Source organism: Phenylobacterium soli, assembly GCF_003254475.1.
Classification (GTDB): domain Bacteria; phylum Pseudomonadota; class Alphaproteobacteria; order Caulobacterales; family Caulobacteraceae; genus Phenylobacterium; species Phenylobacterium soli.
On sequence record NZ_QFYQ01000001.1, the window covers coordinates 1287538 to 1303484 of the forward strand.

Sequence of the window (15947 nt, forward strand, 5' to 3'; positions counted from 1 at the left end):
TTGCCGCCGCTGGACCTCGCCCTCCTCTCATCGGTTGTGGGCGAACCGGGTTGGGCTGGGAGGAAGTGTATGGCCGAGGTCGCCTGCGACGATCGTCCGCTCGTGTTCGAGGACCTGGTCCGCTGGATGGAATCCGGGGCCAAGCCGAAGTCCGACTGGCGCGTGGGCGCCGAGCACGAGAAGTTTGTCTTCCGGCTGGGCAGCCACGCCCCCGTTCCCTACGAGCCGAACGGCATCAAGGCCCTGCTCGACGGCCTGACCCGCTATGGCTGGAAGCCGGTCTACGAGGGCGACAACGTCATCGCCCTGGAGCGCGGCATGGCCAATGTGTCGCTCGAGCCGGGCGGCCAGTTCGAGCTTTCGGGGGCCCCGCTCGAGACCATCCACGAGATCTGCGAGGAGACCGGCGGCCACCTCCAGGAGGTGAAGGTCGTCGCCGACGAGCTCGGCCTCGGCTTCCTCGGCCTCGGCTTCACGCCCGTCTGGCGCCGGGACGAGATCCCGGTGATGCCCAAGGGCCGCTACAAGATCATGCGCGAGTACATGCCGAAGGTCGGCTCCATGGGCCTCGACATGATGTTCCGCACCTGCACCGTGCAGGCCAATCTCGACTTCGGCTCCGAGGCCGACATGGTGGCCAAGTTCCGCGCCTCCCTGGCGCTGCAGCCGATCGCCACCGCCCTCTTCGCCAACTCGCCCTTCAAGGAGGGCAAGCCGACCGGCTTCGTCTCGGCTCGCGCCAACGTCTGGACCGACACCGACGCCGACCGCACCGGCATGCTCGACTTCGTCTTCCAGGACGGCTTCGGCTTCGAGACCTACGCCAACTACGCGCTCGACGTGCCGATGTACTTCGTCAAGCGCGACGGCAAGTACATCGACGTGGCCGGCCGCTCGTTCCGCGACTTCATGAAGGGCGAGCTGCCCGAGCTGCCGGGCGTCAAGCCGACGATCAAGGACTGGGCCGACCACACCACCACCCTGTTCCCGGAGGTGCGCCTCAAGCAGTACCTCGAGATGCGCGGCGCCGACTCCGGCCCGTGGAGCCGCCTGTGCGCCCTGCCGGCGCTGTGGATGGGCGTGCTCTACGACGAGGCGGCGCTGGCCGCGGCCTGGGACCTCTGCAAGGGCTGGGACATCGCCGACCACGAGCGCCTGCGCGCCGACGTCGCCCGCGTGGGCCTCAAGGCCGAAATCGCCGGCCGCACCGTGCAGGACGTCGCCAAGGACATGCTGGCCATCGCCCGCGAGGGGCTGAAGCGCCGCAACCGCCTCTCCGGCGGCTTGGTGGACGAGAGCGGCTACCTCGGCGAGCTCGACGAGATCGCCGCCAGCGGGATCACCCCGGCCGAGCGCCTGCTCGAGCTCTACAACGGGCCCTGGGCCGGCGACGCCTCCAAGGTGTTCGAGGCCTTTGCCTACTGATGCCGCGCTACGCGGGGGCCTGCCACTGCCTGACGGTGCGCTTCGTCGTGGACGCCGAGCTCACCGAGCTGACCACCTGCGACTGCACCCTGTGCGTGAAGAAGAACGCCCTGATGGCCAAGGTCCACGAGGACCAGCTCGCCGTCACCGAGGGCGAGGCGGCGCTCAGTCTCTACGAATGGAACACCGGTAGGGCCAAGCACTACTTCTGCAGCCGCTGCGGCATCTATGTCTTTCACCGCAAGCGCGCCGCCCCCGACCATTTCGGCGTCAACGTCTTCTGCCTGGAGGGCGTCGACATGGCCGCCCTCCCGGTCCGCGCCACCGAGGGCATCGGTATGACCGTCGCCGATCCCCGCTACCCCGGCCCGCCGGCGGTTTGAGCGGCGGCCGGCTCCGCCGAGGCGACCGGCGTCACGCCATACCGTCCGGCCTCCTTGGCGATGTTCGGACTGATGGCGAGGGCGGCCTTGATGTCGGCCTGCCCGTCGGCGGTCGCGCCCTTGGCGAGCTTGGCCAGGCCCCGGCCATAGAGCGACCAGGACAGGTCCGGACGCAGCTTCAGCGCCGCGTCGTAGTCGGCGATGGCCTTGTCCCAGTGGCCCATCCGCAGGTGGACGAGGCCGCGGCTGTCCAGGAAGCCGGCGACGGTGGCCCGCCGCAGGGCCGCGTCGCAGTCGTCGAGGGCGAGTTGCAGGTCGCGGCCCGACAGGGCGCGGGCCCAGCAGCGCCCGTTGAGCGCCCGGGCGAGCCGCTCGTCGTGGCCGTGGGCGGCGATCCAGGCATCGTACATGGTCATCGACTGAGTGAAGTCGCCGGCCTGAGCATAGGCGCCGGCGACCTCGATCGGCAGCATGGAGTCGGGCGGGGCGTGGCTGAGGGCCACCGAGAAATCGGCCTTGGCCCGCGTCAACTCATGGCTCGCGAGATAGAGGCCGCCGCGGCCTTCGAGCGCCCGCAGGTCGTCGGGCTTCAGCGCCAGCGCCTGGTCGAAGTCGGACATCGCCAGCAGCGGCTGGCCGGCGCCGAGATAGGCATAGGCGCGATTGACGAGGTGCTCGGGGTTCTTCGGCTCCAGCTCCACGGCCTTGCTGAAGTCGGCGATCGCCCGCCTCGCTTCCCGCCGCGCCAGGAATGCGGCGCCGCGCCGGTCGTAGGTGGCCGCGTCCGCCAGCGTCTCCTCGGCCGCGCCGTCGGCCGCCGCGACCTGCTGCGCCGCCGGCCGCTCCAGTCGGAAGACCGGCCCGCCGTTGTAGGTGAAGTAGAGCCGATGCTGCGACCTCGCGACCAGCACCCTGTGGGACAGGAAGAAGTCGGCGCCGATGATCAGGTCGGAGCCGACGCCCGTCAGCCGGGTCACGGTCATCTGGGTGTTCTTCACCTGCTCGCCGCCGATCTCGAACGAGCCGATCGTCGCGATCCAGGAATCGTCCATGCCGCCGCCGATGCCGCTGATCACGCCGCCGGATTTGAACGGCGCGTCCTTGGTCGCCAGGCCGAGCCGGCGAGCCGCCGGCTCCTTGATCAGGGTGACGGCCGCGCCGGTGTCGAAACTCACCTCGATCGACTTGTCGTTGATGCTCGCCCGTCCGCGCAGCGCCGGTTCGAGCGGCGACTGGGGTTCGATGGTCATCATGCCGAGCGGCATGTCCTTGGACCAGTAGGCCAGGGACGCGGTCCGGCAGTCGCCTTCCGCCTTCATCAGCCGGATCACGCCGTTGGCGAGGTCATATTCGACGTCGAGCACGCCGAGGATGTTCTGGCCCAGCAGCCCGTCCGTCTCCGTGGCGAGCGGCTGGCCCCCGACCAGGAAGTCCACGTGGCGCAGGGTGGAGCCGCTGATCTCCATGGTCTTCGCGGTCGCCACGGAGGCGTTGATTGTACGGCCCGCGCCCCGGACCTCCATCCCCGCGGGCAGCGGGTGGGTCGAAAGCCCGAGCCGCTGCGCCGCCCCGGGTGTCAGCATGCTGAAGAAGGCGCCGCTGTCCGCCGTCAGGGCCGTGTCCTGCCCGTCGATCTTGACGTGGACCAGGGGGCCGCGCCCCCGCATCGTCACCGGCAGCTCGGCGACCTTGGCCAGGCCACACTTCGCCGGCGGCGCGGCTGTCGCCACACCGCTGATCGTCATCGCGGCGGTGAGCCCCGCCATCCATGCTTTTCCACCCATGGTGGAAGCTTATGGCGAAGCTCGCTTGAGGTGAAGGGCTGTCAGCGCAGCCCGCCGTCCGGGTGGTCCGGCGTCTCGGTGGTCGGCGCCCAGTGCTCGCGCTGGGAGTGGCCGTCGCCGGCGTCGGTGTGCTGGACCACCTGGTCGACGTCGTCGGGGTGGCGCTTGTGATTCAGGGTCTCGTCGTCGACGGGATAGACCTCGACCCGGTCGGTGTAGAAGGCGAGCCGCCCCTCGATGGCGTCCATGCCGGGGTGCGGGTGCTCGTAGGTCCAGACCGCGTTCTCGGCGATCTGGCCGTCCATGTTGAGCGTGTAGTACGCGGCGTCGCCCTTGTAGGGGCAGTGCGTCGAGCGGTCGGTGCGGGCCATGTACTCCATGCCCACGTCCTCCCGCGGGAAATAGACCACCGGCGGCAGGTTGGCCTCCTGCAGGATCAGGGCGTCGTCGGTGTCGGCGATCACGTGGCCGGCGTAGTAGGCGCGCCAGCGCTGGCTCGCGGGCGTCAGGGTGATCGGATGGTCGGGGCCGGGCTTCAGCATGCGGAGCTCCTTCTCTCGCCCAATGAACGCGTCAGGTCACATGGGGGCTCCGGCGGGAGGGCTCCAGTGGGGCAGGACCTTGCTTGCCGCGCGCAAGATCGCGTGATCTTCTCCCCGCAAATCGACCGACCGAGCGCGGATCGAACCTTAAACAACACGCGCCGCCGAAAGCCCAGGATCCGGATCCCCCTATGGACATCGTCTTTCTCGCCGGCCTCGTCGTCTCCGTGGCGACGGTCGTACCGGTCATGCTGCAGCTCAGGCGCCACCCGCGCGGCCTGGTCATTCTGTTCTTCGCCGAGATGTGGGAGCGCTTCTCCTACTACGGGATGCGCGGCCTCCTGATCTTCTACCTGACCCAGCACCTGCTGATGGACGACAAGTCCGCCCAGGGCGGCTACGGCGCCTACACCTCCCTCGTCTATCTGACGCCGCTGATCGGCGGCTTCCTGGCCGACCGCTTCCTTGGCACCCGCAAGGCCGTCGCCTTCGGCGCCCTGCTGCTGGTCGCCGGCCACTTCACCATGGCCTTCGAGGGGCCGCCCGCGACCCAGATCCTGACCTACAACCAGGCCCAGTACGAGTTCCAGGTCACCGGCCGCGCCGAGTCCCGTGACGTTAAGCTGAAGGTCGGCGACCAGACCTACGCCTACGCGCCCACCGGCGACGGCGGCCTGGCCATCAAGGGCCTGCCGGCGAACGCGCCGCTGCCCGCCGTCCTGCCCAAGGGCTCCTACGAGCTCAGCGTCCGCCAGGCGGCGCCGATCTACACCAACGTCCTCTACCTGGCCCTGGCCATGATCATCATGGGCGTCGGCTTCCTGAAGGCGAACATCTCCTCGATCGTCGGCCAGCTCTATCCGCAGGGCGACCCGCGCCGCGACCCGGGCTTCACCCTCTACTACTTCGGCATCAACCTCGGCTCGTTCTGGGCGGCCATCGCCTGCGGCTGGCTGGGCGAGAAGATCGGCTGGTGGGCGGGCTTCGGCGCGGCCGGCCTCGGAATGCTGCTCGGCTACCTGGTCTTCGTCTTCGGCAAGCCGCTGCTCGAGGGCAAGGCCGAGCCGCCGAACCCCGAGCGCCTCAAGGCCAAGGTCGCCGGTCCGCTCAGCCTCGAGTGGGTGATCTACCTCGCGGGCATCGCCGGCGTCGCCGTGATCTGGTTCGTCGTCCAGCGCTACGAGCTGGTCGGCTGGATCCTGGCGGCCGGCGCCATCGCGGTGCTCGGCTACCTCGGCTGGTTCATGGCCACGAGCTGCGGCAAGGAGGAGCGCCAGCGCATGCTGCTCGCCCTGTCGCTGATCCTCGCCTCGGTGGTGTTCTGGGCTCTCTACGAACAGGGCGGCTCCTCGCTCAACCAGTTCGCCGAGCGCGCCACCGATCTTCGCATCGGCTTCGGCCAGTCCATGACGCCGGCCCAGACCCAGGTCTTCCAGGCGAGCGGCATCCTGATCTTCGCGCCGGTGTTCGCCGCCCTCTGGGCCTGGCTCGGCGCGCAGGGCCGCGACCCCAACCCGGTGGCCAAGTTCTCGCTCGGCCTGCTGTTCGTCGGCGCTAGCTTCTTCGTGATCATCTTCGGCATGCAGTTCGCCGGGCCGGACTTCAGGACGCCGCTGATCTTCCTGGCGGTCGCCTATCTGATGCAGACCACGGGCGAGCTGTGCCTGTCGCCGGTCGGCCTCTCGCAGATGACCAAGCTCGCGCCCGCCGCGGTGGTGTCGACGATGATGGCCACCTGGTTCCTCGGCACCTCCGGCGCCCAGTGGCTGGCCGGCCGCATCGCCCAGATGACCGCCACCGAGACGGTGGCCGGCCAGGTGCTCGACCCGGCCAAGGCGATGGCCACCTACGCCGAGGTGTTCAAGACCATCGGCATCTGGGGCATCGGAGCCGGGGTCCTGATGCTGGCGCTCTCGCCGGTGCTCAAGAAGTGGGCCCACGGCGCGAGCGACAGCCGTCCGCAGCAGCCGGAGCCGACGGCGCCGGTCATGGACGGCGAGCGCCAGGCGGTGAACCCTCAGGCGGTGCGGGCCGACCGCAACGCCTGAGGCTTCGGCCTCAGCCGAATTCCTTCCGGAAGCGGATGTACCAGCTGTAGGGGAAGGTGAAGGTCCGGGTCTGGATGGCGGAGGGCAGGGCGGTGGCCGTGCGCGATCCGTCGAAGATCAGGATCTGGTCCTTCAGCCGGTCCTTCGGGTGGTTGATCAGCGGCAGCTCGACCCTGAGGCTGATGTCGCGCCGCGGCTTCCACTCGGCGAAGGGCTTGAAGTAGCCCTGCACCTTCACCGTCTCGACGAAGTTGAACCGATACGAGGTCTCGCGCCAGGGATTGTAGAGGTCGAACCCGACGCTGGCGTGCTGCGCCGGCAGGTCCTGGCTGAAGTTGATCGTCCAGTCGACCGGGTGGAGCTTGGAGATCTCCCGCTTCTGGTGCGTCGCCGGATCGGTCACCTCGCTCCAGCGCTTGGTGAAGTCGCCCTTGATCAGGGCGCCCTTCCAGCCGAGCGCGTCCATGCGCAGGGTGACGGTGGCCTGCAGCTCGTCCTTGGTTCCGTCGCCGATGTTGGTCGGCTGGTCGAAGACCGCGCCGTTCGGTGCGAACACCGGGCCCCGGTCGACGACGTCGGTCAGCTTGTAGTGCCGCGCGGCGAGCACGATCGACGAACCGGTCCACAGCCGCTGCTCCACCTCGCCCTCGACCACCCAGGCCTGCTGCGGGTTGAGGTTGGGGTTGCCGGTGGTGACGCCGGTGGCGTTGGTCAGGCTGGAGGAGGCGACGAAGTCGTTGAAGTCGAGCTGGCTGACCTCGCGCTCGACACGGGCCCGGAACTGGGTGGCGGGCTGCGGCGCCCAGGCGACGGTGATCCGCGGCTTGGCGAAGGACAGGCTCTTGCCGAGCGCCACGTCGCCCTGGGACGAGATGTCGGAGGTCTCGTAGCGGAGGCCCATGTCGACCGTCCAGTCGGGGGCCGGCCGCCAGGCGCCCTTCACGAAGGCCTCGGTGCGCTTCTCCTCGACCTGCACGTTGGCGGCGGGCAGCGGCACCGGCGCGCCATTGGCCGAGAAGCGTGTCTTGCTCTCGAGCTTGTTGTCCGCGTTCTCGACGCCGGCCTCCAGGGAGAGCTTGTCGCCGAAGCGGTGCTTCAGCACGCCCCGGAAGATCAGCTCGCTGGAGTCGCGGTCGTTGAAGAAATCCTCGTCGTGGTCACTGCCGGTGACCGCCGGGAAGGCGTCGTGCGACACCGAGCGGGTGGTCCGGTGGCGCGTGGTGCGAAGGGCGATGGCCTCGAGGTCGGTGGAGGCCCCGAAGGGCCGCGTGTAGCGGGCGCCGGCCTCGGTGTCGTGAGTCACCTGCTTGTAGTCGAAGTCCTGCAGGTCGAAGGCGGGCGAGGAGAAGTCGTCCTGCTCGGGCTCCTTGAACTTCTCGAGGTTCTCGAAGCCGTTGACGCGAAAGCGCCCGCCGGCGAGCGGGGTCTCGAAGGCGCCGGCGAACTGCCAGAGCATGTCGGTGCCCTTGCTGCGGATGCTGGCGATCTGCGGCGGCCGGCCATCGGCGAAGCGGGTGACGTTTCTGCCCGGGCCGACGCCATCGTCAGGGCCCATGCCATAGCGCGCGGAGCCCTCCCAGCTGCGGCCGCCGGCCAGACCGCCCGAGCCCTCCAGACGCACGCCGGTCATGTTGCGCCCGTCGTTCACGTGCTGGTCGGCGAGGGCGAAGACGCCGCGCACCGAGGAATCCTTCTTCAGGATGACGTTGGCGATCACGGTCTTGCCCTGCATGTCGATGCCCGGCGCGCCGCCGCGGATCAGATCGATGCGCTCCACCTTGCCAATCGGGATGCGCTGCAGAATGGCGTCCAGGGCGTCGGTCTTCGAGGTCGGCCGCTGGCCGTTGATCAGCACATTGCCGGCCGCGCCCTCGAAGCCGCGGACGCTGGCGCCGGTGTCGAGGGTGAAGTCCGGCAGCCGCTCCACCATGTCGCGGGCGGTGTTGGTGCTGGAACTCGCGAAGTAGGAGGCCGGGTAGCTCGCCACCCCCTGCGGCGGCGTCGCCGGCTGGGCGGCCGGCGCGGCCACGGCCGCGGCTTGGGCGAGCAGAGTCAGAAGCAACATTCACCGGTCCTCCCCAGGAAACGGGGCCTTGGTCGCCCGGCGAATGGCGATCGCGCCAATTAATTGCGCGTAAGGTGCATTAATTTGCGGAAAGGTTGCCGCGGACCATCGATCCGCGGCGAACTTTTTCCTTGGTCAGACGGCGGTGCCGCCGACCGTCAGGCCGGTGATCTTCAGCGACGGCTGCCCGACGCCGACCGGCACGCTCTGGCCGGACTTGCCGCAAACCCCGACGCCAGGGTCGAAGCAGAAGTCGTCGCCGATCATGGTCACGCGGGTCAGCGCCGAAGGGCCGTCGCCGATCAGGGTCGCGCCCTTCACCGGCGTCGTGACCTTGCCGTCCTCGATCAGGTAGGCCTCGGTGCATTGGAAGACGAACTTGCCGTTGGTGATGTCCACCTGACCGCCGCCGAAGTTGGCGCAGTAGAGGCCGCGCTTCGTCGACCGGATCATCTCCTCGCGCGGGGTGTCGCCGCCGAGCATGCCGGTATTGGTCATCCGCGGCATCGGCATGTGGGCGTAGGACTGGCGCCGGCCGTTGCCAGTGGCGGTGAGGCCCATCAGCCGGGCGCTCATCCGGTCGTGCATGTAGCCCTTCAGGATGCCGTCCTCGATGAGGATGGTGCGCTCGGTGGGCGTGCCCTCGTCGTCGACGGTGAGCGAGCCGCGGTAGCCGGCGATCGCGCCGTCGTCGAACACGGTGACGCCGGGCGCGGCCACGCGCTCGCCGATCCGGCCCGAGAAGGCCGAGGTGCCCTTGCGGTTGAAGTCGCCCTCGAGGCCATGGCCGACGGCCTCGTGCAGCAGCACGCCATTCCAGCCCGGCCCGAGGACCACGTCCATCTCGCCGGCCGGGCAGGGGACGGCGTCGAGGTTGACGAGCGCCTGGCGCAGTGCCTCCTCGGCCTGCTCCTGCCACTTCTCGGGGCTGATCCAGGCTTCGAAGCCGGCGCGGCCGCCGGCGCCGGCGAAGCCATTCTCGCGCCGGCCGTCACGCTCGACGGTGATCTGGACGTTCACCCGGCAGAGCGGGCGCACGTCGCGGATCAGCCGACCGTCGGCGCGCAGGATCTCCACCTCGCGGCGTTCGCCGGCGAGCGAGGCCATGACCTGCACCACGCGCGGGTCGCGCGCCCGGCACCAGGCGTCGATCTCCTGCAGCAGGGCGACCTTGTCGGAGAAATCGGGCGAGGCGAGGGGATCGTCCTCCCCATAGAGCTTGGCGTTGGTGGCGCGCGGCCCGTCGGCCGCGGTTCCCGAATAGCCGCGCTTGGCGAGCCGCGCCGAGTCGGCGGCGCGGCGGATGGCGGCCTCGGAGATCTCGCTCGCGTGGGCGTAGCCGGCGGTCTCGCCCGCCACCACCCGAAGGCCGAAGCCTTCCGTCGAGTCGTAGGCCGCCGACTTCAGCCGCCCGTCGTCAAAGAGAAAGGATTCGCTCTCCGACCGTTCGACGAAGAGCTCGCCATCGTCCGCGCCCGCCAGGGCGTCGGACAGGACCTCGCGGGCGCGTTCCGGATCGACGCCGGCGGACTGCAGGATGGAGGGGGCGGAGGCGTGCGCGTTCATGCCCACAAGATAGGAAGAGCGCCCGCCCGCGTCACCCGCTGTTGGCCCGCTCCCGGTCGAATCGCGCAGGCCCGTTCGGGGCGCCGGCACAACGAACGCGGGTATTCCCATCGGATTCCATGGGAGACCGACAGCGGAATGCAATGACGCTGATCAAATAAGCGTCAGGCGCCGCACGGGAAGCGCCTTGGCAATCGATAATGATGCGCGTATGCACCCCGGTCGAAGGGGCCGGGCACGCGCGGCCGCGCATGCGCGCCCTCTGTCGTCGGGGTTGCGACCAACTCGCACTCCGGCCAGCCAGACCGAGGGGACATGAAGTCAGGGTTTCAGGGGATGCGATCGCTGGCGATGGGGCTCGCCGCGGGCGCAATGTCGGCATTCTGGGGCGCCAGCGCCTTCGCCGAAGATTTGATGGGTCAACCGACGCCTGGCGCGATCGACCTGCAACCGGGTGTCACGCCGCTCAAGCATGACGCCATCTTCTTCCACAACGCCATCCTGCTGCCGATCATCACGGCCATCACGCTGTTCGTGCTGGGCCTGCTGATCTACGTGATGGTGAAGTTCAACAAGCGGGCCAATCCGGTCCCCGCGAAGTGGAGCCACAACACCGCGATCGAGGTGGTCTGGACCCTGGTCCCGGTCCTCATCCTGGTGTTCATCGCGATCTTCTCGTTCAAGCTCCTCTTCGCCTACCACGACATGCCCAAGCCCGACCTCACGGTGAAGGCGACCGGCTACCAGTGGTACTGGGGCTACGAGTATCCGGACCAGAAGATCTCGGAGTTCGTGTCCAACGTCCTGCCGGAGGACAAGGCCAAGGCGAAGGGCGTGCCCTACCGCCTCGCGGCGACCGAGCCGCTGGTCGTGCCGGTCGGCAAGACCGTGCGGGTGCTGGTCACCGGCGCCGACGTCATCCACGCCTTCGCGGTGCCCGCGTTCGGCGTGATCATCGACGCCATCCCCGGCCGCGTGAACGAGACCTGGTTCAAGATCGAGAAGCCGGGCGTCTACTACGGTTCGTGCCGCGAGCTCTGCGGCGTCGACCACGCCTTCATGCCGATCGAAGTCCACGCGGTGAGCGACGCCGAGTTCGCGGCCTGGGTCGCCTCGAAGCACGGCACGATGGCCGCTCCGACCCCGACCCAGGTTTCGGCCGAGGTCCAGGGGACCGGCGCGGCCGCGCCTTCGGCCGCCGCTGCGGGCCAGCCCGCCGCCGCGACCGCTCCGGAGAACCCCGCCGCGCCTGCCGGTGCGACGCCTTCTCCGACGTCCGCCACCAACACCACGGCCGCGCCCCAGGCGCCGGCCGCGCACTGATCCCGGGGACCTAGCGTAAGATGGCAACTTCAGCCGCCGCCCACGATCACGACAGCCACGAGCACAAGCCGCCGTTCCTGACGCGCTGGCTCTTCTCGACCAACCACAAGGACATCGGCACCCTCTACATCCTCTTCGCCATCATGGCGGGGTTGGTGGGCGGCGCCCTGTCCGGCCTGATCCGCTGGGAGCTCGCCGCTCCGGGCATCCAGGTCTTCCAGCCGCACAGCCTGATCGCCCAGCTGGGCCTCATCGAGCCGTCCAAGCACGGCTATAACGTGGTGGTCACCGGCCACGCGCTGGTGATGATCTTCTTCATGGTCATGCCGGCGATGATCGGCGGCTTCGGCAACTGGTTCGTGCCGCTCATGATCGGCGCGCCGGACATGGCCTTCCCGCGGATGAACAACATCTCCTTCTGGCTGCTCGTCGCGGCCTGGGTGATGCTGCTCACCTCGATGTTCGTCGACGGCGGCCCCGGCCGCGGCTTCGGCGGCGGGTGGACGATGTATCCGCCGCTGTCGACCACCGGCCACACCGGACCGGCGTTCGACTGCGCCATCCTTTCGGTGCACCTGGCGGGCGCCAGCTCGATCCTCGGCGCCATCAACTTCATCACCACGATCTTCAACATGCGCGCGCCGGGCATGACCCTGCACCGCATGCCGCTCTTCGTCTGGGCGATCCTGGTGACGGTGTTCCTGCTGCTGCTCTCGCTGCCGGTTCTCGCCGGTGCGATCACCATGCTGCTCACCGACCGCAACTTCCACACCCACTTCTTCGACCCGGCCGGTGGCGGCGACCCCGTCATGTACCAGCACCTGTTCTGGTTCTTCGGCCACCCCGAGGTCTACATCCTGATCCTGCCGGGCTTCGGCATCATCAGCCACATCGTGTCGACCTTCTCGCGCAAGCCGGTGTTCGGTTACCTGGCCATGGCCTACGCCATGGTGGCGATCGGCTTCATCGGGTTCGTGGTGTGGGCCCACCACATGTACACCGTGGGGATGAACATCAACCTGCGGGCCTACTTCGTGGCGGCCACCATGGTCATCGCGGTGCCCACGGGCGTGAAGATCTTCTCGTGGATCGCGACGATGTGGGGCGGGTCGATCGACTTCAAGACGCCCATGCTCTGGGCGATCGGCTTCATCTTCCTGTTCACCGTCGGCGGCGTGACCGGCGTGGTCCTCGCCAACGCCGGCATCGACTACAGCTTCCACGACACCTACTACGTGGTGGCGCACTTCCACTACGTGCTGAGCCTCGGCGCGGTGTTCGCGATCTTCGCCGGCTTCTACTACTGGTTCGAGAAGATGTGGGGCGTGAAGTACCGCGAGTGGCTCGGCGCCCTCCACTTCTGGGTCACCTTCATCGGCGTGAACCTGATCTTCTTCCCGCAGCACTTCCTGGGTCTGCAGGGCATGCCGCGCCGCTACATCGACTACCCCGAGGCCTTCACCAAGTGGAACGAGGTGTCCTCGCTGGGCTACGTCGTGACCCTGGTGGGCGTCGGCATCTTCCTGGTGGTCCTGCTCGACGCCATGGTCTTCCGCCGCAAGGCCGAGGCCAATCCGTGGGGCGAGGGCGCGACGACGCTGGAGTGGACCCTGTCCTCGCCGCCGCCGTTCCACCAGTTCAACGAACTGCCCGTGGTGAAGCCGGACATCCACTAGCCGGCGACCGCGTCAAAGGGCTAAGGGGGCGCGCTTCGAAACTCGAGGCGCGCCCCTCGTCCATTCGAGAGTATAGTTTCATGGCCATGGCCACGGCCCATTCCCCTTCCCGCGCCCCGTCGAGGTGGCAGGACTACGTCCAGCTGCTGAAGCCGCGGGTCATGTCGCTCGTCGTGTTCACCGCCCTGACGGGCCTGGTCTGCGCGGACCGGCCGGTGCACCCGGTGCTGGCGGCCGTGGCGATCCTCTGCATCGCGGTGGGCGCCGGAGCCTCCGGCGCGCTCAACATGTGGTACGACGCCGACATCGACGCGAAGATGCGGCGCACCCGCGGACGCCCGGTTCCGGCCGGCCGTGTCCAGGGCGCCGACGCTCTGGCCCTCGGCGTCGTGCTGTCGCTCTTCTCGGTGATGCTGATGGGCATGGCGCTGAACTGGTTCGCCGCCGGCCTCCTGGCCTTCACCATCCTCTTCTACGCCGTGATCTACACGATGTGGCTGAAGCGCTCGACGGCGCAGAACATCGTCATCGGCGGGCTCGCCGGCGCGCTGCCGCCGGTGATCGGCTGGGCGGCGGCGACCGGCTCCGCGCCGCTCAACGCCTGGCTGCTCTGCGCGATCATCTTCTTCTGGACCCCGCCGCACTTCTGGGCGCTGTCGCTCTACACCTCCGAGGACTACGCCAAGGCGGGCGTTCCGATGATGCCGGTGGTGGCCGGCGCGGCCTCCACCCGCCGCCAGATCCTGATGTACTCCCTGCTGGTGATCCCGATCTGCATCGCGCCGGCGTTCACCGGCCTCGGCGGCGCGGCCTACCTGGCCGTCTCGGGTCTGGGCGGCCTGGTGTTCATCCTGCTCGCCTGGCGGCTCTTCCGCAGCCACGCTGGCGAGGCGGGCGGCCAGCGCAACACCGACGGGCTCTACGACGTGCGCGCCGGCGCCAAGGACGCGCGCAACCTGTTCGCCTTCTCGATCCTCTATCTCGCCCTGATCTTCGCCACCCTGCTGGCGGAGCACCTCATGGGCGCCAAGCCGCTGGAGCTCCTTTCCCTATGAGCGACCCCGCCCGTCCGGATCAGCCCGAATCCGGGGCCGAAGCGAAGGCCCGCCGCGGCCGCAATATCGCCTTGGCCTTGGGCTTGGTTCTGTTCGTGATCCTCATCTTCGTGGTCACCATCGTGAGGCTCGGGGGCAATGTCGGGAACCGGTTCTGATCGTCCGCCGCTGACGGCTGAGCAGCGGCGAAACCGTAAGCTCGGGATCATCTGCGCCGTCACCTTCTTCGGAATGATCGGCGCCGCCTACGCCGCGGTGCCGGCCTACAAGGCGTTCTGCCAGGCGACCGGCTACGACGGCACGGTCACCCGCGCCAAGGCGGCCCCCACGGCCGTCGTCGACCACACCATCACCGTTCGCTTCGACGCCAACACCAACGGCTTGCCCTGGGACTTCGAGGCCGAGCAGGTCGCCCAGCCGGTGAAGCTCGGCGAGACCAAGCTCGCCTTCTTCAAGGTCACCAACCACGCCGACCATCCGGTGACCGGCCGGGCGGTGTTCAACGTGGTGCCCGAACAGGCCGGCGCCTACTTCCGCAAGCTCCAATGCTTCTGCTTCTCCGACCAGACGATCGGGGCCGGCCAGACGGTGGAGATGCCGGTGCTCTATTTCGTCGATCCGAAGTACGCCTCGGACTTCGAGACCAAGGGCCAGAAGGAAGTGACGTTGTCCTACACCTTCTTCCCCGCGACCGACGCCAAGGCGCCGCCCGAAACGGCGCGCTGACGGCAGCGCCTGCAGCGCTGCGCCAGATCAAGGCGCGCGGGCGCGTGCGGGGGCTGAGTGGCCGGCGGAGGTTCCGCATGCCGCTCTACCGCCTCGTCGTTCTCGATCCGCAAGGTCGGGTGACCCGTCGCTTCGAATTCCGAGCCGGCGATGACCTGGTCGCCGAAGCCGCCGCCGAGCACCTCGGCGACCACCGGGTCAAGCAGTTGTGGGAGGGCGCGCGCTGGGTCCGCACCTGGGCGCCGCCGCCGTCCCGCGCGCCCGAGGCCGGGGCGAAGTCGCACTGAGCCGGGGCGCACAGCGGGGCGCCGTTGGGTGAACTCGCGAATGCCGCGAGGACAGGGCGAGAATCACCTGCCGACCCCTTCGAATCGGCCGCGTTTCCCCTTGGCGGATGACGCGGCTCAAGGCTATAGCGTCGGCTCGACTGCGCGCGACTCTCATTCGCGCGGGGGGAAATGTGAGGGGTTAGGACCGCGATGGCCCACGGCGACGTGAAGCACGACTACCACCTGGTGAACCCGAGCCCCTGGCCGCTGACCGGCTCGATCGCGGCGACGGTGATGGCTCTGGGCGGCGTGACCTGGATGAAGGGTCTGTTCGGCCTTCCGGCGCATACGCCCTGGGTGTTCTTCGCGGGGCTGGCGGGCGTGCTCTACACCATGTTCGGCTGGTGGCGCGACGTGGTGAAGGAAGCCAACGCGGGCGACCACACCCCGGTGGTCTCGATCGGCCTGCGCTACGGCATGATCCTGTTCATCGCCTCCGAGGTGATGTTCTTCGTCGCCTGGTTCTGGATATTCTTCGAGATGGCCCTGTTCCACGGCCACCGGACGCTGTCGTCCATCGAGGAAGTGCGGACCGCCTGGGCCACCTGGCCGCCGCACGGCGTCGAGACGGTCCCGGCCTGGAACCTGCCGCTGGTCAACACCCTGACCCTGCTGCTCTCGGGCACCACGGTGACCTGGTCGCACCACGCGCTGCAGAGCGGCGACCGCAAGGGCGCCAAGATCGGCCTCCTGCTGACCATCCTGCTCGGCGTGATGTTCACCTCGATCCAGGCCTACGAGTACAGCCACATCATCGAGCACAAGTACTTCTTCTCGACGGAAGCGGCCAACGCCGGCCTCTACGGCTCGTCCTTCTTCATGGCCACCGGCTTCCACGGCTTCCACGTGCTCGTCGGCACCATCTTCCTGACGGTCTGCCTGATCCGCCTGCTGATGGGCGGTTTCACCCCCAAGCAGCACTTCGGCTTCGAAGCCGCCGCCTGGTACTGGCACTTCGTCGACGTGGTGTGGCTGTTCCTGTTCGCCTTCATCTACGTGATCTTCGGCACCCACGCCGGCTGATG

At 68.6% G+C, this 15947-nt stretch carries 14 protein-coding genes; 10 read left to right on the forward strand and 4 right to left on the reverse strand.

Annotation, left to right across the window (positions count from 1 at the left end; genetic code table 11):
- Window positions 1-69: 69 nt before the first annotated feature.
- Both DJ017_RS06400 and DJ017_RS06405 read left to right on the forward strand, forming a co-directional pair.
- Window positions 70-1425: a glutamate--cysteine ligase gene (locus DJ017_RS06400; protein ID WP_111527926.1), complete on the forward strand. Its 1356-nt coding sequence runs from the start codon at window positions 70-72 to the stop codon at window positions 1423-1425.
- Complete coding sequence (locus tag DJ017_RS06405) at window positions 1425-1808, forward strand: GFA family protein (protein ID WP_111527927.1); 384 nt, start codon at window positions 1425-1427, stop codon at window positions 1806-1808. The genes DJ017_RS06400 and DJ017_RS06405 overlap by 1 nt, the downstream gene beginning before the upstream one ends.
- Here the strand turns inward: DJ017_RS06405 and DJ017_RS06410 are convergent.
- Together DJ017_RS06410 and DJ017_RS06415 are read right to left on the reverse strand one after the other, a co-directional pair.
- Entirely contained in the window at window positions 1784-3574 is a 1791-nt protein-coding gene (locus DJ017_RS06410; protein ID WP_227000047.1) for an aspartyl protease family protein, read from the reverse strand. The two genes, DJ017_RS06405 and DJ017_RS06410, sit on opposite strands and share 25 nt — an antisense overlap.
- 59 nt (window positions 3575-3633) lie before the next feature.
- Window positions 3634-4134, reverse strand: coding sequence for a DUF427 domain-containing protein (locus tag DJ017_RS06415; RefSeq protein WP_111527929.1), 501 nt, complete (start codon window positions 4132-4134; stop codon window positions 3634-3636).
- A gap of 191 nt (window positions 4135-4325) precedes the next feature.
- On the opposite strand from DJ017_RS06415, the gene DJ017_RS06420 reads away from it, so the two are divergent.
- Window positions 4326-6182, forward strand: coding sequence for a peptide MFS transporter (locus DJ017_RS06420; RefSeq protein ID WP_111527930.1), 1857 nt, complete (start codon window positions 4326-4328; stop codon window positions 6180-6182).
- 10 nt (window positions 6183-6192) lie between these two features.
- Here the strand turns inward: DJ017_RS06420 and DJ017_RS06425 are convergent, their stop codons facing one another.
- Both DJ017_RS06425 and tldD read right to left on the reverse strand, forming a co-directional pair.
- Window positions 6193-8247: a TonB-dependent receptor plug domain-containing protein gene (locus DJ017_RS06425; protein ID WP_111527931.1), complete on the reverse strand. Its 2055-nt coding sequence runs from the start codon at window positions 8245-8247 to the stop codon at window positions 6193-6195.
- 135 nt (window positions 8248-8382) lie between these two features.
- The gene (gene tldD / locus DJ017_RS06430; RefSeq protein WP_111527932.1) at window positions 8383-9813 is read right to left on the reverse strand and encodes a metalloprotease TldD; all 1431 of its coding nucleotides are present in this window, start codon (window positions 9811-9813) and stop codon (window positions 8383-8385) included.
- A 315-nt stretch (window positions 9814-10128) separates the two neighbouring features.
- Here tldD and coxB point away from each other — a divergent pair, with 315 nt between their 5' ends.
- From coxB to DJ017_RS06460, 7 genes are all read left to right on the forward strand, one after another.
- Complete coding sequence (gene coxB, locus DJ017_RS06435; protein ID WP_111527933.1) at window positions 10129-11136, forward strand: cytochrome c oxidase subunit II; 1008 nt, start codon at window positions 10129-10131, stop codon at window positions 11134-11136.
- Window positions 11137-11156: 20 nt separating this feature from the next.
- Window positions 11157-12812, forward strand: a complete 1656-nt coding sequence (gene ctaD / locus DJ017_RS06440) for a cytochrome c oxidase subunit I (protein ID WP_111527934.1) — start codon at window positions 11157-11159, stop codon at window positions 12810-12812.
- Window positions 12813-12892: 80 nt separating this feature from the next.
- Entirely contained in the window at window positions 12893-13867 is a 975-nt protein-coding gene (gene cyoE / locus DJ017_RS06445; protein ID WP_111527935.1) for a heme o synthase, read from the forward strand.
- Entirely contained in the window at window positions 13864-14025 is a 162-nt protein-coding gene (locus tag DJ017_RS20260) for a hypothetical protein (RefSeq protein WP_165830543.1), read from the forward strand. Before cyoE ends, DJ017_RS20260 begins: the two co-directional genes overlap by 4 nt.
- Window positions 14006-14593: a cytochrome c oxidase assembly protein gene (locus tag DJ017_RS06450; RefSeq protein WP_111527936.1), complete on the forward strand. Its 588-nt coding sequence runs from the start codon at window positions 14006-14008 to the stop codon at window positions 14591-14593. The genes DJ017_RS20260 and DJ017_RS06450 overlap by 20 nt, the downstream gene beginning before the upstream one ends.
- A gap of 77 nt (window positions 14594-14670) precedes the next feature.
- Complete coding sequence (locus tag DJ017_RS06455; protein WP_111527937.1) at window positions 14671-14880, forward strand: hypothetical protein; 210 nt, start codon at window positions 14671-14673, stop codon at window positions 14878-14880.
- A 192-nt stretch (window positions 14881-15072) separates the two neighbouring features.
- Complete coding sequence (locus tag DJ017_RS06460) at window positions 15073-15945, forward strand: cytochrome c oxidase subunit 3 (protein WP_111527938.1); 873 nt, start codon at window positions 15073-15075, stop codon at window positions 15943-15945.
- The last annotated feature ends 2 nt before the right edge of the window (window positions 15946-15947 follow it).

Bases quoted from the DNA above. Each gene is read 5' to 3' on its own strand.
- DJ017_RS06400 (WP_111527926.1), top strand. From the start codon at position 70: ATGGCCGAGGTCGCCTGCGACGATCGTCCGCTCGTGTTCGAGGACCTG.
- DJ017_RS06405 (WP_111527927.1), top strand. From the start codon at position 1,425: ATGCCGCGCTACGCGGGGGCCTGCCACTGCCTGACGGTGCGCTTCGTC.
- DJ017_RS06410 (WP_227000047.1), bottom strand. From the start codon at position 3,574: ATGGCGGGGCTCACCGCCGCGATGACGATCAGCGGTGTGGCGACAGCC.
- DJ017_RS06415 (WP_111527929.1), bottom strand. From the start codon at position 4,134: ATGCTGAAGCCCGGCCCCGACCATCCGATCACCCTGACGCCCGCGAGC.
- DJ017_RS06420 (WP_111527930.1), top strand. From the start codon at position 4,326: ATGGACATCGTCTTTCTCGCCGGCCTCGTCGTCTCCGTGGCGACGGTC.
- DJ017_RS06425 (WP_111527931.1), bottom strand. From the start codon at position 8,247: ATGTTGCTTCTGACTCTGCTCGCCCAAGCCGCGGCCGTGGCCGCGCCG.
- tldD (WP_111527932.1), bottom strand. From the start codon at position 9,813: ATGAACGCGCACGCCTCCGCCCCCTCCATCCTGCAGTCCGCCGGCGTC.
- coxB (WP_111527933.1), top strand. From the start codon at position 10,129: ATGAAGTCAGGGTTTCAGGGGATGCGATCGCTGGCGATGGGGCTCGCC.
- ctaD (WP_111527934.1), top strand. From the start codon at position 11,157: ATGGCAACTTCAGCCGCCGCCCACGATCACGACAGCCACGAGCACAAG.
- cyoE (WP_111527935.1), top strand. From the start codon at position 12,893: ATGGCCATGGCCACGGCCCATTCCCCTTCCCGCGCCCCGTCGAGGTGG.
- DJ017_RS20260 (WP_165830543.1), top strand. From the start codon at position 13,864: ATGAGCGACCCCGCCCGTCCGGATCAGCCCGAATCCGGGGCCGAAGCG.
- DJ017_RS06450 (WP_111527936.1), top strand. From the start codon at position 14,006: ATGTCGGGAACCGGTTCTGATCGTCCGCCGCTGACGGCTGAGCAGCGG.
- DJ017_RS06455 (WP_111527937.1), top strand. From the start codon at position 14,671: ATGCCGCTCTACCGCCTCGTCGTTCTCGATCCGCAAGGTCGGGTGACC.
- DJ017_RS06460 (WP_111527938.1), top strand. From the start codon at position 15,073: ATGGCCCACGGCGACGTGAAGCACGACTACCACCTGGTGAACCCGAGC.